The organism is Larkinella sp. C7, from assembly GCF_006149005.1.
Lineage (GTDB): Bacteria > Bacteroidota > Bacteroidia > Cytophagales > Spirosomataceae > Larkinella.
In genome coordinates this window covers 370,661-389,783 of sequence record NZ_VBSL01000003.1, presented here as the reverse complement: position 1 = coordinate 389,783, position 19,123 = coordinate 370,661, and the positions used below count along the sequence as shown (strand labels likewise).

The following is a 19,123-nucleotide window of genomic DNA, read 5'->3' as shown; positions in this document are numbered from 1 at the left end:
ACATACCGGGTAGGGGGATTTGTGTTCATGTCATTGCGTTGCGTTTCGGCAGAAAGAATACAACCCACTGTAAATCAATGACAAAAGAAAGCAAAACCGTTATCCAGGCCATTGCGCTGGGATTGGTCAGTAACCTGTTCCTCTCCGTTGGACTGATTGTCAACAGTCTGATGGCTTTTTCCGGTTCACACTGGGCCTGGACGGCTTCCCTCCGGTATTGGCTCCTGCTTCCTTTTCTGTTGATCATCGTTGCCGGTAACCGTCAGTTAAAACCGCTGCTGGTGGCCATGAAACAGATGCCCGGCACGTTTCTGATCTGGGGCAACATCGGCTTCGGCATTTTCTACGCCTTTCTGACATTTGCCTCGCTTTTCGCACCCGGCTGGCTCGTAGCGGCCGGTTTTGAAATCACCATTCTGGCGGGTTTACTGCTGGCACCGTTCATTTATTCGGATCACCGGGCCATCATTCCCCGAAAAGCCCTGCTGCTTTCGGCCCTGCTCGTGGTCAGCATTGCGGTGATGCAGCTTGAGAAAATGAAATCTTTCCACCTGGGTGATTCAACCCTGATTAGCCTGGGCTTAACGCTGGTGGCCGCCTTCCTGTGGCCGCTCGGTAACCGCAAACTGATGCTGGATCTGGAACACCGAAACATTCACCTGAGCGCCTGGCAACGTGTTCTGGGCATGTGTCTGGGGAGTCTGCCGGTGTTGATCCTCCTGGCGATGTACGGTTTTTACGAATCCGGCCCGCCGGCCAAAGTGCAGGTGTTTTCGTCTTTGATGGCCGCCCTTTTTTCGGGGGTTCTGGGCAGCGTTTTATTCTTCAAAGCCATTCAACTGGTTCGGAAAAACCCCACGGCCCTGGCCACGGTCGAAGCGACGCAGGTCACCACCATCTTCTTTACGCTGATCGGTGAGATCCTTTTCAAAGGCGTCGGCTGGCCCGGTTTTTACGGCAATCTGGGTTTTCTCATCATGCTGCTCGGGCTGGGTTACTACGTCTTTCTGTCGGTCAAAAGCAACAAATCCAAAAAAATCCTGCAACCGGATCACGCTCTCTAACATTCCTGTACGGTTTTACCTACCCCGCCCAACGACAGAGCGGGGTAGGCGTCGTTGCCTTTATTGCCAGGTATTGGTAAATGTCACCGATTATTTGTTCGGATTCCCCTGTTGTTAACTCGCGTTCCTGCCCGCCGAATTTCCTGCCTAGTTTTACGCCATCGTTACGTTCTCCACACCATTTACTTTTGAACATCATGAAAAAATCTACGTTTATTCACCTCGTTCTGGGGTGCTGGCTCAGCCTGATTGGCACTTTTTCGGTTCAGGCCCAGCCCATTTCCCTTAAAAGCTTCCCGGGCGGCATTACCGAAATCATTCAGTACAATGGCGCCATTTATTTCAGCGCCAACGACGGCATCAACGGAGCCGAACTCTGGAAAAGTGACGGAACAGCCGCCGGAACCGTGTTGCTGAAAGACATCAATCCCGGCGCGGCCAGTTCGTCACCCGTGCGCATGATCGTGGTCAACAACACCCTGTTTTTTGCGGCCAATAACGGCACCAACGGCCAGGAACTGTGGAAAAGCAACGGAACAGCCGCCGGGACCGTGCTGGTGAAAGACATTCGCAGCGGTGGCTACGAGTCGATTCCAGCCTGGATGACCGATGTCAACGGTACGCTGTTTTTCCGGGCCAACAATGGCACCCATGGCAGTGAAATCTGGAAAAGCGACGGCACCGAAGCCGGAACGGTGTTGGTCAAAGACATCAACTACGGAGTCGCTGATGGCGACCCGCAGTACCTGGTCAACGTCAATGGAACGCTTTTTTTTAAAGCGAACAACGGCACCAACGGTTCCGAACTCTGGAAAAGCGACGGCACCTCCTTCGGTACGGTTCTGGTGAAAGATATTTATGCCGGTGCCAGTGGGTCCAACATTGCTTACTCGGCCAACATCAACGGCACCCTGTATTTTGCGGCCTGGACTTCGGCCACGGGCAGCGAACTCTGGAAAAGCGACGGCACAGCCGCCGGAACCGTGCTGGTGAAAGACATCCATCCCGGCCCCTCTCCTTCCGAAGTCTCCTTTCTGACCAACCTGAACGGTGTCGCTTATTTTAAAGCCTATGAACCGAATGCCGGGATCGAACTCTGGAAAAGCAATGGTTCGGCCCCCGGAACCACGCTGCTGAAAGACATTTTTCCCGGCGCACCAGGCGAAGCCAACGGCGTACCGGGTTTTCTGACGGTGGTCAACAACCAGATCTTCTTTACTGCCAATACATCAGGAAAGGGTCGGGAACTGTGGAAAACCGACGGCACGACGGCCGGAACCGTGCTGGTGAAAGACATCAACCCCGGTCAGGAAGCATCGGATGCAACCAGTTTCGCCGATATGGGCGGAGTGCTGTACATGAGTGCCAAAACCGCCACAACCGGTTTCGAACTCTGGAAAAGCGATGGCACCGAAGCCGGTACGCTCCCGATTGCCGACATCAATCCCGGCGTTCCCGATTCATCACCGTATGAATTAACGCCCCTCAATGGTGTGCTGTATTTTGCCGCTACGGGTTCAAACGGCACCAAGCAATTGTTCCGTCTCAATCCCTGCGCCAGTCCGCCCGCGCCGAACCTGGCTTCCGGTGGTCAAAACAAGGTAACCGTTACTCAAAATACCCCGGCGGTGGTTCTCACGGCGTCCAACTGTTCGGGACAATTGAACTGGAGCGGACCAAACAATGCGACCGGCACAGGCACCATCACCGTTCCGACCTCGGTCACCGGCACGTTCGTTTACACCGCCCAGTGCGTCGTCAGCGGCTGCATCAGCCCGCCGTCCAGCGCCACGGTCATCGTTCAGCCCGCCGTCAACAACCCCGGTCCCGGGCCGGTGGTAACGGGTAATTTCGAAGGGTATCTCGACAAGGTAGAGTGCGGTACGATGCGGGGCTGGGTTTGGGATAAAAACCTGCCAAATACAGTCATGAAAGTCGAATTCTTCGCCAATGGCAATTCCATCGGCACCATCGACGCCAACATTTTCCGGCAGGATCTGAAGGATTCGGGCAAAGGCAACGGGATTCACGCCTATAGTTTCCCAACCCCGGCAAGTATAAAAAACGGGCAAACCTACTCGATCAGCGCCAAGGTCTTCAACAGCAATTACGTGCTGAAATGGGCACCCAAAAACCTGAGCTGCCCGAACGGAAGCCGGATTGCTACCGAATCAGCCGAAACGCAAAAACCGCTCGACGTGGTCGTACTCGGCAATCCGATCCAGGGTGATCAGCTTACTTTCGAAGTCCGGGGGGCGGAAGGCGAACCTTTGCGGTGGCTGCTAACCGACGTGCAGGGCCGGGTGCTGGCCGAAAAAGAGGTTGTTCAGGCCGCTGCGGTGGAGCACCAAACGCTTTCCGTTCCTGCTACCGCTCCGGGAGTCCTTCTGCTCCGGGTTGCCAGCGCCCGCCAAGCCCAAACCATTAAAATACTGAAGGTTCAATAATTCTATCAGCAGTTGATACCGATCCGTCATAAAAACAAACCTGAAAGGCTTAACCCATTGCCCCGGGTATAACCCGGGGCAATGGGTTACCGGACCAAGGCGAGACTAAAGATGGTAAAATCAGATGACCAACTTCTTTAGTGAGCCGCCTGCAAAGCTTCCAGCGCCCCGGCCAGATACACCAGTGGAGCGTTCCAGTTGATTGCAATTTCGTTGGACGCGTAGGAACAGGACGCGTCGATAAACATCTCATCCGCCGACGTGGCCGTGTAGCCTTCGCATTTATCCTGTTTGGGTGCATTGCCATTGGGACCGCCCGACAACAGGCCCGGAACCGGGGCTTCGATGCCATCAGCTACCGAGGGCCGGTGGTGCGGATTCATCACCGGCTTGTCACCAAAACCGGTGACGAAGCAATAACCGGTGGCGTTCCGCCCCAGCAAATAATCGAAGTTGGTCAGGGCATTGCGCAGGTATTTTTTGTCGTTCGTCAAGCGATACGCCTGAACCAGCGCAATACCCTGATTGGCCGCGACCGCGCTGCTCCCCCAGATGTAATCCTGTGCCGACTTGCCCATGACCGTTTGGTACGCCTGCTGGTCAACGCCCTGAATCAGTTCATCGGCAAAACCGGTCAGCCGCTTTTTTAGTTGCGGGAGGTCTTTCTGACCCAGTGGCGTCAGGCTTTTTTCGAACCGGGCCAGGGTGTAATACCCCAGCAGCCGAACCTGCGCCCAGGAAGGCAACGGCATTTTTTCGTCCGGAAACAGGTTCACCGTCGTATAATAGGCGTCGTTCTTCGTGGTTACGTACAATTCGGCGGCCGCCCAGATCCACTCGTCGCTGGCGTCGCGGTCGCCATATTCGCCGGTCACCACATCCGGGTCAAACGCTTCATTCATCGCATTCTGGCGGTAGTATAGATTCGGGTTTTTCCTGGCCCACTCCCACGCCCGAACGGCAGCCGTCACGCAGGAATCCGATAAACCAAGCATTTCCCGGCTCAACGGTTTGAAAATCCGCCCGGCCTGCGCCATCACAGCCGCAAAATCGAGAGCAGCCGTCACGCTTTTCTGAACGACGTACCGTTCCTTCGTGGCTTTGTCGGGCATCACCATGCCGTCGAACCGGGCATTGGTCAGTTTGTGGTAGACCCCGCCATCGGCCGGGTCCTGCATGGTCAGCATCCAGCGGAGGTTCCAGAGTGACTCGTCCAGAAGGTCCGGTATCTTGTTCTGGCTTTCGGGAATTGCGGTTTTGAAGGTCTGGCAAAACTGGGGAAAGTCTTCGTAAAGGGCCAGCAGCGTTCCCGTCGTGATGCCCGAATTGACAATGTATTTGTTGTAATCTCCGGCATCATACCACCCGCCCGGCGACGACAAGACCGTACCCGCCGGACGCCCTTCCGAAACCGCCGACGGATGCACCAGCACCTGGGTATCTTCCCTCACATGACCCGCCGGACGGCGCCACTGTCCGGCGTATCGGGCGGGCAAATCCGTCGAAACCCGCTGGTAATAAAAGCCTTTCAGCGAACCGGTGGCCACGGCGCGGTGAACGTTGGGTTTGATTTCGAAAGGATAGGAATGCCCCAGACCGGGAATCAGGACGACAAACGTACCGGTGGTTTTCAGTGCGGAGAAATCCGCCGACCGGGCGGTTTTTCCCGAAATGGCATTTTGGCGGGCTTTGCTCAGCGTGCCTTTAAAAACCGTTTTCTTCAAATCCGGCGTGGTAATCCGGAATTCTCCCGAAGCATCGCCAACGACTACAGCGACTTTGGCGGCAGTCGGGTAAAAACCGACCTGATTCAGGCGGATGTTGGTAGAAAGCGGCTGGGTTTGGGCAAAACCGGCGTTCAGCACCAGCAAAAAAGACAGTAAAAAAGAAAGTTGGGCAGGTTTGGGGAATCGCATGGACGTAGATTTTAGTCAAATCTACAACGATTCCGGGCGTTTAGGGTTTCTTCAGGTCCAAAATTGGATGAAAAAGCAGGCTGTGAACCCGATTCTTATCTATTCTTTAAACCGCCCCTACATAGTCTTTCAAATGACACCGGAGCGTTCGCAGCGATTGCATGATGTGGTATTCGACGGTTCGTTCCGGAATGCAAAGCTGAAGCGAAATTTCACGAACGGAGTGGTTTTCCATCCGGTTCAGCCGGAAGATCTGCCGGGTTTTGTCGGGCAGATGCGCAATGCCCAGTTCAAGAGCCTTGGTTAGATCGTCGTAAGCCAGCAAATTTTCGGTATGGCAATCGTGGTCGGACAGGCTGGCAATCTTGAAATTTTCGTATTTCTGCCGGATCAGCACAGCTTTGATCTGATTCAGTATTTTGTATTTGACCGCTCCGAATAAATAATTCTTCAGATCATCGATCTGAATGGTTTGTCGCCGTTCCCACAAATCCACGAAAAGATCCTGAATCAGCTCTTCAGCGTTCTCCTGCGAGTACAATTTTTTCCGGGCTACGGCAAAAAGCGGATGCCAATACTTGCGGTAAATCGCCTGAAAAGCCTCTTCGTCCCCAGTTTGGAAGAGTTTTACCAAAACGGCATCACATAAAACCGAGTAGTCCATAGAAGATAGCGATAGTGGGTCTGCCTTGACGTTTTTGTGGAGAACACTCCCCGAAAAGAATAAATTATTATTCTAAGATTCCCATTTTATGCCTACACGCTATCCTGTACTTACCTGTGTTTACGTACCCGTAAAGTAGGCCACAATAAGTCAACTCTTAGATTAGTCCTATTTTAACCCCGCACGCCTTGAAGGGCTGTCCGTGGCTTACGTTTACCTATAACAAAACAAAGAATTTTTAGAAATTATCCACACAATAATATAAATATTTAATTATTTAACAGTACGATTTGCGGTTTATCTTCTCAGGATTGACGTACCGGTATAGTCAATTCCTTTCCCTATACTGACGATTCCGGATTTGTGACTGAGAATGCAAACGAATCACAAAAACTTTTTGGAACTGCTCCAGCGCTACATGGATGGCGTCTGCTCATCTGAGGAAAAACAGATGATGGACTACTGGTATAGCTTGCTGGATCAGGATCAGGAAGAAAAAACCGGTAAGCTCTCCAGACAACAACTGGAAGAACGGTTATGGACAAAAATTCAGCACCGAGTTCAGCGGGAAAATGAATCCGAAAATCACACAATCCATTTCAAATGGTGGCAGCACGATGGATAATGTGCCATGGCCCAGGACCTATCTTTTTTCACTAAACCCAAGACTGATGCGTAAAATTCTCTACCGATGCTCCCGAAAGTGGCCGAACCGATCCTGATCGGCACTGCCATGATTTGAGGTTAGCCCGTCTGGGCAACCACCCCGCTGCCACACAATCAGGCAGCGTGTAAACCGCAAAAAAAGTATCCATTGTTCTACTTCCTTAACAAAAAAGCAATGAAAAAACGCTTACAATTCATACCCATACCGGGTACTTTCATTCGGGCTTCGTTCCTGCTGTGCCTGCTGATGCTGGCCGTAACGAGTCTGTATGCGAATGAAAATGTCCCGCTCGACCGGACCGTTACCGGCACCGTTAAAGATGAAAAAGGTGAAGGTCTGCCGGGTGTCAGCGTCGTGCTGAAAGGCTCCACCAAAGGAACCTCTACCAACGCCGATGGCAGCTACCGTCTGGATGTTCCGGAAAACAACGCGACCCTGATTTTCTCCTTTGTGGGGTATCTGTCGCAGGAAGTGGCCGTCGGCAACCGGACCCGGGTCGATGTGCAACTTTCCGTAGGCGACCGCTCCCTCGATGAAGTGGTCGTGGTGGGGTACGGTTCGCAGCGGAAACAGGATATTACCTCCGCCGTATCGGTCATCAACATGAAAGACATCGGCGAACAGCCTGCTAACAACATGAACCAGATGTTGCAGGGCCGGGCCGCCGGGGTCGTTGTGAAGCAGAAAAGCGGAACACCCGGCGGCACCTTCGAGGTGCGCGTACGGGGGGTGGGTTCGCTGGGTGCGGGCAGTAATCCCCTGTATGTTGTCGACGGATTTGCCGTTGGAACGGACATTGGACCGAACCTGAACCCCAACGATATTGAAAGCATATCGGTGTTGAAAGATGCCGCATCGACGGCCATTTACGGAGCCCGGGGATCGAATGGGGTGGTTTTGATTACGACCAAAAATGCCAAAGAGGGAAAAACCAATATCAATTTTTCACTGGATTACGGGATTCAGACCCTGCCCGACTCCCGGCGGGTGAAAATGCTGAATGGCGTAGAATTTGCCCAGTTTAAAAAGGAAATCTTTGAAGATCAGATTCGTATCCTGCAGAAACGGGAGCCAACACTGGAAGAAGTGCCGATCGGTTTCCGCTATCCGGAACAGACGAAATACTCAACCGACTGGTATGGCCTGATCCTGAACAACAACGCGCCCTACACCGATGCCAACCTGACGATTTCCTCCGGTCAGGGTCCCCTCAAGGCACTGTTGTCGGTCGGCTATTACAAGGAAGATGGCGTCGTGAAGAAAACGGATTACGACCGGATCTCGGTGCGCTCCAACCTGGGCGGACAGGTCAACAAGTTCATCAATGTAGGTTTGAACATCAACGGAACCTATACCCGGCAAAACCAGGCGAACACGAATGGCCGGAGTGCCTTGCTGGGCGGTGCGCTGCTGATGGACCCGCGGGATACACCCTACAATGCCGACGGGAGTCTAAAACCGTATAGCAACGGCGTCGATGGTGTTTTTGGCTTTCCGAACCCGCTGTATGTGCTGGAAAACGTACTTCGCAGAAGAAGCATTGCCGACCTGCTGACCAACGCGTTTGTCGAGGTATCGTTTCTGAAAAATTTCAAGTTCAGAACCTCGGCCAACGTCAAACTGAATAACAACACGTACAAGGAATATATTCCGTCCACCATTGGCCTTTCCGTAGCATCCGGTACGGCTGGCGCCCCTCCGCGGATTGCCACCTCAACCAATACGACCGAAGAACTGGTCAACTACTCGCTGGATCAGTTGCTTACGTATAACCCCCAAATTGGCGATCAGCATTCCCTTGACTTTCTGGTCGGCTATACGGCTCAGCAGGAGCGGGTGCGCGGGTTTTCCGGCACCGGAAATACGTTCCCCGATGACCTGGTTCCCTACCTGGGCGCGGCCTCCATCCGGTCTTCCAATTCGTACGAATTCGGCTGGGTCAACCTGGCCGCACTGGCCCGGGCCAACTACTCGTTCAAAGACAAATACCTGTTCTCGGCTTCGTTTCGCCGGGAAGGTAGCTCACGGTTTGGGGCGAAAAACAAGTACGGAACCTTCCCGGCCGCTTCGATCGGCTGGCGGGTAACGGAGGAATCGTTCATGCCGAAAACCGACTGGTTAACCGACCTGAAACTGCGCGCCAGCTTTGGGGTGACGGGAAACAACGACATCGGTAACTACCCGAGCCTGGCGTTCGTAGGAGCCAATAACTACATTTTGGGCAACTCCTTCGCAGCCGGTAAAGTGGTAAGTTCGTTTGCCAACTCCGAACTGAAGTGGGAAAAATCGAACCAGTTGGACATCGGGATGGACCTGGCCCTGTTTAACAACAAGCTGACGTTGAATCTCGAATACTACAAGAAGATTACCAACGACATGCTGCTGCCGATCTCGATTCCGGCCGTATCCGGTTTTACCACCAGTTTGGCCAACATCGGGAAAGTACAGAACAAAGGGGTTGAAATCGGGGCTGATTTCCGGACCAACATCGGGGCGGTTAATTTCCGCACCAATGCCAACATTACGTTCAACCGCAGTAAAATCCTGGAGATCAAAGGCGCGAACGACATGCTCTGGTATGGTGGTTTCTACGGTGGCTACAACGTTCAGAAAGTGGGCCGCCCCATCGGGATGATTTATGGCTACCGGAAGTTGGGCATCTTCAACACGCAGGCCGAAATCGACGCAGCACCGAAACAGGATGGGGCCATTCCGGGCGCCATGAAGTTCTTCGATGCCACCGGCGATGGCGTGATTTCTTACGACACCCAGGACATGGTGGAAATCGGCAACCCGAATCCGGCCTTCAACTGGGCCTGGACCGTGGCAGCAGACTACAAACGGTTTGACGTGAACGTTCTCTTTGTCGGTGCCCACGACTTCGATGTGTATCGGAATATCGAGGCTTCGACCATGAACATGGACGGCGTTTTCAACGTGCTCGACAAAGCGAAAGATCGCTGGCGGTCACCCGAAAATCCGGGTTCTAACCCGAACGCGAAAAACTCGCAGGGTGGTACCAGTTACTTCAAATGGTCGCGGGAGAGCAGCGAACGGTATGTTTACGACGGCAGCTATGTCTGGCTGAAAACCGTCACGCTGGGTTACACCCTGCCCAAAGTCAAATCGGTGCTGAGCGACGCCCGGATTTTCGTGACGGCGAACAACCTGTTCCTGTTTACCAAATACCCTGGTAACAACCCGGATGCCGGGGTTCGGGGCGGAACCGAACTCAACAACGACGATGAGTCGTATCCGATTCCGAGAACGTTTGCCGCTGGTCTCAAACTGAACTTTTAATTGACACAGACATGAAAAAAATAACGGTTATAGGTACAATTCTGCTTAGCATAGCCCAGTTTTCGTGCTCGGATGATATGCTGGTAACGACCGATCCCACCCGGATTGGTGCCGACCTTTTTTACAAAGACGAAACACAGTTGCAACAGGCCCTGAATGGCGTATACGGTCAATTACAGACCATTACCAGTACGGCCTACATCTTTCAGGAATTTCCGTCCGACAACACCACCCTCGACTTCAACCCGCTCGATCGCGGGGGCGCGGCTGGCTGGGAAGCCTTCGAGTTTTCGACCGTCAACCAGGGAAATGGTGAAATTTCCAACGTCTGGAACCAGTACTATTCCATGATGTACAACATCAACTATGCGCTGGAGAAAATCGCGGGAAGTACAGTCGATGCCGCCATCAAAGCCCCCATCGAAGGCCAGTTGAAGTTTATCAGAGCCTACGGCTACTTCAATCTGGTGCAGTATTTTGGCGATGTCGTGCTGGTTACCCAGACACTGGCCAACCCGGATGCAGCCTTTGATCTGACGCGTTCTCCGCAGGCCGAAGTCTGGGCGCAGATTGAAAAAGACCTGAAAGAAGCCGTTGCGGTTCTACCGGCGACCTACCCGGCGGCTCAACTGGGGCGGGTGACAAAAGGGGCTGCCCTGAGTCTGTTGGGCAAATCGTATCTGACCCAAAAGAAATACGCCGATGCCGTCACGACACTGAAACAGGTGACCGGTTACACGTTAAACCCGCTGTATGCCGACAATTTCAATCCGGCCCGAAAAAACGGTCCTGAATCCATTTTCGAGATTCAGTACCAGGGCGGAAATGACCTCGGCGAGTGGAGCAACTTTGCCTATGTCTTTGCCCCCCGGCTGTCGGCTGGTGCTGTGACCGGTTTTGCCAATACGCCCCCCTCAGGTCGGAACATTCCGACCAACGACATGATTGCAGCCTACGAAACCGGCGACTTGCGCAAAGATGTTTCGCTGAAAACCAGCTACACCTTGAATGGCACCGTGGTTCCAATCCCGTACGTCATCAAGTTTACGCATCCCCACACGATTACGGGCCGGACAGACAACAACTGGCCGGTGTTGCGGTATGCCGACGTGCTGCTGATGCTGGCCGAGTCGATCAACGAAGCCACCGGACCTTCGGCGGAAGCGTTCGATTACCTGAACCAGGTGCGCAAACGGGCGGGTCTGGCGGCCAAAACCGGTCTGGACAAAGTAGCCCTCCGCGATGCGATCATGAAAGAGCGCCGGGTGGAACTGGCGTTTGAAAACCACCGCTGGTTCGATTTGCGGAGAACGAAAACGCCCGCCGAACTGACCGCCTTCATGAACGCTTATGGTGCGAAAGAAAAAGCAAAACCGACGGTCGACCGGGGCGGTATTGCGTTCAACGCGCTGGATTATGTGTTTGCCGACAACGAGTATTACCTCCCGATTCCGGCCCCACAAATTCTGATCAGCAGCAAACTGACTCAAAATCCGGGGTACTAAAGGAAAGTGCAGGATAGTTAATCGTAAAAAATGCACCTTATTGGACGGAATACTGTTAAAGTAGGATTGATCCGTGCAGTAAGGTGCATTTCCTATAAAACCCTCAACTAATCCCTATTACAAAGTGACCATTTTGACAGAATCCTTTTGGCTTTGGCAATTTCTGGGTCGTCTGCATCCGCTGATCGTCCACTTTCCGGTTGGTTTGCTCTGCGTGGCCCTGTTGCTGGAAATCATTGGCTGGTCCCGCAAGTCCAACGACCTGCGGTCCGGTATTACGGCCCTGGTCTGGATCGGTGCCATCAGTTCGGTAGTGGCCGCGGTCTTTGGGCTCATTTTGATTAACCAGGAAGAATACGGCGGAGACACCGTCACCATCCACCAGTGGTCGGGCCTCACGACCATGGCCCTGGCCCTTGTCACCGGGTTTGCGCTCCGTTCGGGTCGGCTGGCGTTGTACCGGAGCCTGCTGTTTCTGACGGTTTTCGGCGTTAGCATTGCCGGCCATTACGGCGCCTTGCTGACCCACGGCGAAGACTATTTGACCAGCGTTTTGCCCTTCGGCAAGGACGCGAAAGCGCCCTCGACGACGGATCCGAATCTGGCCTTCATCAGCAACACCAATCAACCGCTCACCGACAAGCAGATCGAGGACCTGAACCTGGAAGTCCGGTCGATTCTCGCCCACAATTGCTACAGTTGCCACAGTGCGACCAAAACCAAAGGAGAACTGCGGCTGGATAAGAAAGAATTGCTCTTCAAAGGGGGCGAAAACGGCGTTATTCTGAAAGCCGGTCACCCCGAAGACAGCGACATGATCCGGCGGGTCAAGCTCCCGGCGGGTCACGACGACGCCATGCCCACCAAAGGCAAGCGACTGACGGACAAAGAAATAGCGATTCTTGAATTCTGGATCAAACAAGGCGCACCCTGGCCCAGCGGTGCCGAAAAAAGCATTTACCGCGTGGCCGCTCTGGAACCCCGCATGCCCGCGATTCCGGCCGCTACCGGCGATCTGACCAACCCGGTCGACCGGTTTGTCAACGTCTATTTCCAGAAGAATAAAGTGGCCTGGAAAACCGTCGTCGACGACCGCACCTACCTGCGCCGGGTATATCTGGACGTAGTGGGATTACTGCCAACACCCGACAAAATTGCCTCCTTCACGGCGGATACCCGCCCGAACAAGCGGGAAATTCTGGTGACCGAACTGCTGAACCGCAACGAAGACTACGCCCAGCACTGGCTCACGTTCTGGAATGATGCGCTGCGCAATGACTACTCCGGAACCGGTTACATCACCAAAGGACGCTTCGACATTACGAAGTGGCTCTACAATTCCCTCAAAACGAATAAACCGTACAACCAGTTTGTACGCGAGCTGATCAGCCCGACCGAAGAATCGGCCGGCTTTATCAAAGGCATCAAATGGCGCGGAACGATCAACTCGAGCCAGAGCACTGAAATGCAGGCCGCCCAGAACGTGTCGCAGGTGTTGCTGGGCCTGAACCTGAAGTGCGCTTCGTGCCACGACAGTTTCATCAGCGACTGGAAATTGGCCGACGCCTATGCCTTCGCCAACGTGTTCTCCGATACGACACTGGAAATTCACCGCTGCGACAAACCGACGGGCAAAATGGCCGGCACGGGCATTCTGTTCAAAGAACTGGGAACCATCAACGGAAAAGCCCCCACCGAACAACGGCTCCGCGAACTGGCCGAGTTTATGGTGCAACCGAAAGATGGTCGGCTCTACCGGACGCTCGTGAACCGGATTTGGGCGCAGTTGATGGGCCGCGGTCTGGTCGAACCGGTCGATATGATGGACAACGAACCCTGGAGTCAGGATTTGCTGGACTGGCTGGCGTCTGATTTTGCGGCCAATGGCTACGACATCAAGCGGTTGATGACCACCATACTGACCTCGAAAACCTACCAGTTGCCATCCATCAGCGTGAAAGATCCGGCCCTGCTCACCGCTCCGACCTTCGTGTTCGAAGGCATGGTGCGCCGTCGGCTGTCGGCCGAGCAGTTTGCCGACGCCGTCAGCATTGCCTTCAACCCGGTTTACGGGGATTCTTCCCTGGCTACCAAGCTTTTACCGGAAACCATCAAGCAGGAAATTCCCTTCCCGCGGGCGTCGCTGGTGAAGAACGACCCCTTCCTGACCGCTTTGGGACGACCCAACCGCGAAACCGTCAGCACCAGCCGAACCTCGCAGGCCAACCTGCTGCAGGCCCTGGAGTTGACCAACGGGGCCAAGTTCAACGACGCCCTGAAAAAAGGCGCGCAGATCTGGAAAGCCAAATATCCGTCGTCGGACCAGATCGTTAAAGAACTATACCGAAACGCCCTGGGGCGCGAACCACAACCGAAAGAACTGGCGGTTGCCGAAAAAATTGTGGGTAAAACCCCGAGCATCGAAGGCATCCAGGATCTGGTCTGGGCCATTAGCTTACACCCTGAATTTCAGTTAATTAATTGATCAATACGACCATGAAGAATAGTTGGAACAGACGGGAATTTCTGCAACGCGCCAGTGCGGCAACCATGGCAGCTCTGGCGGCAGGCGCTCCCATGGCAAGCCTCCTGTCAGGCTGTAAAACCAAGAAAATCGGCCAGACCGACGGAACCGCCGACACGGTTATCCTGCTTTGGATGGCTGGTGGCATGGCCCACACCGAAACATTCGACCCGAAGCGGTATACGCCTTACGAAAAAGACATGGAAGGCAACCGGGTGCTAAGCACGTTCAAATCGGTTCCTACGGTTTTGGACGGTATTCATTTTTCGGAAGGACTTCAATCCATTGGCAAGGTGATGGACAAAGGGACGCTGATTCGCTCGTATGTTTCGGCCGACCTGGGACACATTCTGCACTCGCGTCACCAGTACCACTGGCATACCTGCTACGAACCGCCCCAAACCGTGGCGGCTCCGCACATTGGCTCCTGGATTGCCAAGGAACTGGGGCCTAAAAACCCGGTGATTCCGGCCTTTATCGACATCGGCCAGCGGTTTACGGTGGGTGAAGCGGAAGAACTGAAGGCGTTTCATACCGCCGGTTTTCTGGGAAATGAGTTCGGTCCGTTCTTCATTCCCGACCCCAGCCAGGGACTGGAAAGCGTTCGACCACCGGTGGGGATGAACGCCAGCCGGTTCGAGCGTCGCAACCAGCTCTACAACGACCTGGTGAGCAACAGCCCGATTGGGGAGTTTGGCAGTGATTACCAGAAAGAATCGCTCAAACGGTCGATGGAACAGGCGTATATGTTGCTGAATTCGCCGGAAGCCAAGGCGTTCGACCTCAGCACCGAGCCGAAGGAAAGTTATGACATTTACAACACGGGCAAGTTTGGGCTGGGGTGTCTGCTGGCGCGTCGGCTGACGGAACAAGGAGCCCGGTTTATCAGTGTAACCACTGAATACGAACCGTTTAAAGGATTCGATACGCACGAAAACGGCCACACCCGGATGGTCGATATGAAAAAGTTGATCGATGGTCCCATTGCTCAACTTATCAAGGATCTGGACAAAACCGGGCATCTGGACCGGACGATGGTAATTCTGGCCAGCGAGTTCAGCCGTGATATGATGGTGGAAGGCCGCCCCGGCGAAAAAGTGAAGGAGCAGGTCAACCAGCCGGATATTCTCTCCGACATGAAATTTTACGGGATGCACCGCCATTTTACCGACGGGGCCTCCGTGCTCATGTTTGGTGGCGGCATCAAAAAAGGGTTTGTATACGGAAAAACCGCCGACGAACGGCCCTGCAAAAGCATCGAGAATCCGGTCAAAATCGATGGCATTCACCAGACCATCTACCACGCCCTGGGCATTGCACCGGATACCCAGTACGAAATCGAAAAACGACCGTTCTACACGACCCCCGACGGAAAAGGGAAAGCCGTCATGGAGTTACTCGCCTGATACCCGGCGTTCTTTTACGCGAATCCTGAGGCTTCGGGATTCGCGTAAAAAATCCCTTCAGCTAAAAAAACAGGCTTTTTTACTCAAAACAGTAGAGTAAAGGATAGTCATTGGCCTGTCTTTTTGTTAATTGAACTAATTTTATAAATACTTGCAATTTGCTCATTCAATTTATTGGATGATAGTGATTTTTCCGCGTCATTTAATCACGCTATGTCAAGACCATCCTTATAACCTGAAATGTACATTCAACCACTTACTACCATGTCCTAATCAAAACCCGTTAGAAAAACCCATGATCCGGAATCGCAGTGGTTTCAGCGACCGGACCGATGCCAGACAAACGTAATTTTTTGAACCCTGGGACTTTGAGACCCCTAAACCTTCCAACATCTCTATTATGAAAAAATGCATTACCTCATTGGGCAATTCCCAACGCTATGCAAAACAGCTCCTGGTACCGTGCCTGTTTGCCAGCTTATTCACCACGCCCGCCTGGGCTAATCCCGACGGCAACAAGCATGGCCCGGAAAGCCGGTCGACGATAAACCGGGACGTTCTTCTGGCCGATGTTACCGGTACGGTAACCGATGAAGCCGGCACCGGTTTACCGGGTGTCAACGTCGTGGTAAAAGGTTCCAGCTCCGGAACGACCACCGATGCCGAAGGCCGGTTTAAAATCTCCGTACCCAACGAAAGAGCCGTTCTGGTGTTCAGTTCGGTGGGGTATCTGAAACAGGAAATCACCGTTGGAAGCCAGACCAGCCTGACCATTAAACTGGTTCCGGATGATCAGACACTGTCGGAAGTCGTTGTCGTGGGCTACGGTAGCCAGTTGAAAAAAGAAGTAACCGGTGCCGTTCAGACCGTTACGGCCAAAGAATTGAAGGACATTCCGGTTTCGCAGGTGACCCAAAAATTGCAGGGTCGTCTGGCGGGGGTTCAGATCAACCAGGCCACCGGTAAACCGGGGCAGGGAATGTCGGTTCGGATTCGGGGCCAATTGTCGGTTTCGGCCGGTAGCGAACCCCTGTATGTGGTCGACGGCTTCCCCATTACCGGGAGTATTGGTGCCATCAACCCGGATGAAATTGAAGATATTTCCGTTCTGAAAGACGCGTCATCGACTTCGCTATACGGTTCGCGGGCGGCCAACGGCGTGGTGCTGATCACAACCAAACGCGGAAAAGTCGGCCAGACCAACATCAGCTTCAACGCTTTTGCCGGCGTGCAGCAGGTGCCGGAACGGGGTCGGATCAAAATGCTGAATGCCGTTGAATTTGCGCAGTTCAAAAAGGAATTCTACGAAGACATGAACCAAGCGGTTCCGGTTGAATTCCAGAACCCTTCGCAATATGAAGGCAAAGACAACGACTGGTACGGTGCCTTGCTGCGGACCGCACCCGTTCAGAGCTACAACCTTACCATTACGTCCAATACGGAAAAATCCAGAACCGCCATTGTGGGTGGGATTTTCAACCAGGAAGGGGTCGTTCTGAATAACAAGTACCTGCGGTATTCGCTGCGGATGAATACGGATTACGACATCTCCCAGAAAGTACGCGTCGGGTTCAACATCGCTCCGCAGTACGTTTTTGACAACACGCCCCGCACCGATGGTGACCGCGGAACCGGGATTCTGTTCAACGCCCTGCACACCTGGCCGGTGATGCCCATTCGGGATGCCAACGGCGAACTGACCAAGTTCAACCAGTTTCCGGGCAGCACGGGGAACATCTTTGCCTATCCGAACTGGGTACGCGCTGCGGAAGAGCTGGTCAACGAAACCAAACAGACCAAGTTGCTGAGCAATGCGTATGTTCAGTACAGCCCGATCAAAGGGTTGAACCTGAAATCGACCATCAACATCGAATATGAAAACAACAAGTTCTTCTTCTTCAACCCGTCGACGGCCACCAGCGCCATCAACGTACCGATTCCGACCACGGCGGTTTCGATCCGGCAAAGCCTGGAAAACATCGGCTGGCTGAACGAAAACACGGCGACGTATTCGCGGGCGTTCGGCGATCATAACTTCGAGGTGCTGGGTGGTTTTACCAATCAGCGCTACCGTCAGGAATTCTCCCGGATCCAGGCCGACACCTACGCGGATGACCGGCTGCCAACGATCCAGGGCGCGCTCAACATCAACCGGGGCGGCACCCAAAACGGGATCAACGAATGGACGCTGACCTCGCTGCTGTCGCGGTTGAACTACAACTACAAAGGCAAATACCTGTTTACAGCCGCGATCCGTCGGGATGGTTCGTCGCGATTCGGTGCAAACAACCGCTGGGGTACGTTCCCATCCGTTTCGGCGGGATGGGTCATTTCGGATGAAGACTTCCTGAAAAGCACCCCACAAATTTCGTTTGCCAAACTGCGGGCCAGCTACGGGGTAATCGGGAACAACAACATCGGTAACTACACCCAGTATGCCCTGGTCAACAACACCGTCAACGCCGTATTTGGCAATACCGTTGCTACCGGTGCCGTCGTTACCTCACTGGCAAACGCAAATCTGGGCTGGGAAACCACCAAGCAGTTGGATTTAGGGCTGGACCTGGGCCTGTTCAACGACCGGATTCAGTTTACGTATGACTACTATCAGAAGAACACCACCAACCTGCTGTACAGCGTTCAGATTCCGCAGGAAGCCGGCTTCGGGAACTTCTTTGACAACATTGGTGAAATTAAATTCTGGGGTCACGAATTTGCGCTGAACACCCGCAACACCGAGGGCAAACTGAAATGGACGACCAACGCCAACATCTCCTTCAACCGCAATGAGGTTGTCGCCCTGGCTCCGGGCATCGACCGGGTCTATGGAACCTTCCACATTACGCAGGTGGGGCAACCCTTCGGTCAGTTCTATGGACTGCAAAAAGAAGGATTTTACCGGAGTGCCGAAGAACTCGCCAATTCGCCGATCATTCCGGGCCGCTCGGCCATCGGAACCATCAAAATGAAAGACGTCAATGGCGATGGGGTTATTACCTACGGTGGTGATGCCGACGACCGGACCATCATCGGTACGCCGTTCCCGAAATTCACCTACGGTATTGTCAACAACCTGACCTATGGCAACTGGGATCTGGCGGTCGTTGGTTCCGGCTCGTATGGCAATCAGCTTTGGATTCGTCACCTCTACAGCACGGCCAACCTGGACGGTGTTTTCAACATGGTAGCGGGTGTGAAAGACCGTTTCCGGGTTAAAAATGTGACGAATGCCGCTGGTCAGGGCGTGGCTACAACCGTGATCACGGAAGGAAACGGCATGTTTGGCGCGACGAACAATGGCGGGAACTTCACCGGAGTTGAACGCGACTGGAACAGTTCGCACTTCCTGGCCGATGCCTCGTTCTTCACGATCAAGAACATCACGCTGGGCTACAACATGGGCGCGGTCAATAAATTTTTCAAATCCGCCCGGATCTATGCCTCCGTTCAGCAGGTGTATGTCTTCACGAAATACTGGGGTGGCCCAAACCCGGAAACCAGTGCGCAGGGGGATGGCAACGGCGATGGCGGAAACCTCAGCCAGGGTGTCGATCTTTCGAACTACCCGGTTCCGCGTACCTATACACTGGGTGTTAACCTGAATTTTTAAAAGACAAAATTCAGATCAAC

10 protein-coding genes are annotated in these 19,123 nt (G+C 53.6%); 8 read left to right on the top strand and 2 right to left on the bottom strand.

Annotated features, from left to right (window positions below; translation table 11 throughout):
- The first annotated feature begins 77 nt into the window (after nt 1–77).
- Entirely contained in the window at nt 78–1,064 is a 987-nt protein-coding gene (locus FH871_RS09880) for a multidrug resistance efflux transporter family protein (RefSeq protein ID WP_138991273.1), read from the top strand.
- Nucleotides 1,065–1,261: 197 nt separating this feature from the next.
- Entirely contained in the window at nt 1,262–3,511 is a 2,250-nt protein-coding gene (locus FH871_RS09875) for an ELWxxDGT repeat protein (protein ID WP_171062812.1), read from the top strand.
- 137 nt (nt 3,512–3,648) lie between these two features.
- Here the strand turns inward: FH871_RS09875 and FH871_RS09870 are convergent, their stop codons facing one another.
- Both FH871_RS09870 and FH871_RS09865 read right to left on the bottom strand, forming a co-directional pair.
- Nucleotides 3,649–5,427, bottom strand: coding sequence for a glycoside hydrolase family 9 protein (locus FH871_RS09870; RefSeq protein WP_138991271.1), 1,779 nt, complete (start codon nt 5,425–5,427; stop codon nt 3,649–3,651).
- Between the two features lie 106 nt (nt 5,428–5,533).
- Nucleotides 5,534–6,091 carry a sigma-70 family RNA polymerase sigma factor gene (locus tag FH871_RS09865; protein ID WP_138991270.1) on the bottom strand — a complete coding sequence of 186 codons (558 nt, stop codon included), beginning with the start codon at nt 6,089–6,091 and terminating at the stop codon, nt 5,534–5,536.
- A gap of 373 nt (nt 6,092–6,464) precedes the next feature.
- On the opposite strand from FH871_RS09865, the gene FH871_RS09860 reads away from it, so the two are divergent.
- From FH871_RS09860 to FH871_RS09835, 6 genes are all read left to right on the top strand, one after another.
- Nucleotides 6,465–6,716: a hypothetical protein gene (locus FH871_RS09860; protein WP_138991269.1), complete on the top strand. Its 252-nt coding sequence runs from the start codon at nt 6,465–6,467 to the stop codon at nt 6,714–6,716.
- 288 nt (nt 6,717–7,004) lie between these two features.
- On the top strand, nt 7,005–10,058 hold the full coding sequence (locus FH871_RS09855) for a TonB-dependent receptor (protein WP_138991471.1): 3,054 nt from the start codon (nt 7,005–7,007) through the stop codon (nt 10,056–10,058).
- Nucleotides 10,059–10,069: 11 nt separating this feature from the next.
- Nucleotides 10,070–11,563 carry a RagB/SusD family nutrient uptake outer membrane protein gene (locus FH871_RS09850; RefSeq protein WP_138991268.1) on the top strand — a complete coding sequence of 498 codons (1,494 nt, stop codon included), beginning with the start codon at nt 10,070–10,072 and terminating at the stop codon, nt 11,561–11,563.
- 124 nt (nt 11,564–11,687) lie between these two features.
- Complete coding sequence (locus FH871_RS09845; RefSeq protein ID WP_171062811.1) at nt 11,688–14,048, top strand: DUF1549 domain-containing protein; 2,361 nt, start codon at nt 11,688–11,690, stop codon at nt 14,046–14,048.
- 11 nt (nt 14,049–14,059) lie between these two features.
- Complete coding sequence (locus tag FH871_RS09840; RefSeq protein WP_114407363.1) at nt 14,060–15,493, top strand: DUF1501 domain-containing protein; 1,434 nt, start codon at nt 14,060–14,062, stop codon at nt 15,491–15,493.
- 400 nt (nt 15,494–15,893) lie between these two features.
- Nucleotides 15,894–19,103, top strand: coding sequence for a TonB-dependent receptor (locus tag FH871_RS09835; protein WP_138991267.1), 3,210 nt, complete (start codon nt 15,894–15,896; stop codon nt 19,101–19,103).
- Nucleotides 19,104–19,123: the final 20 nt, after the last annotated feature.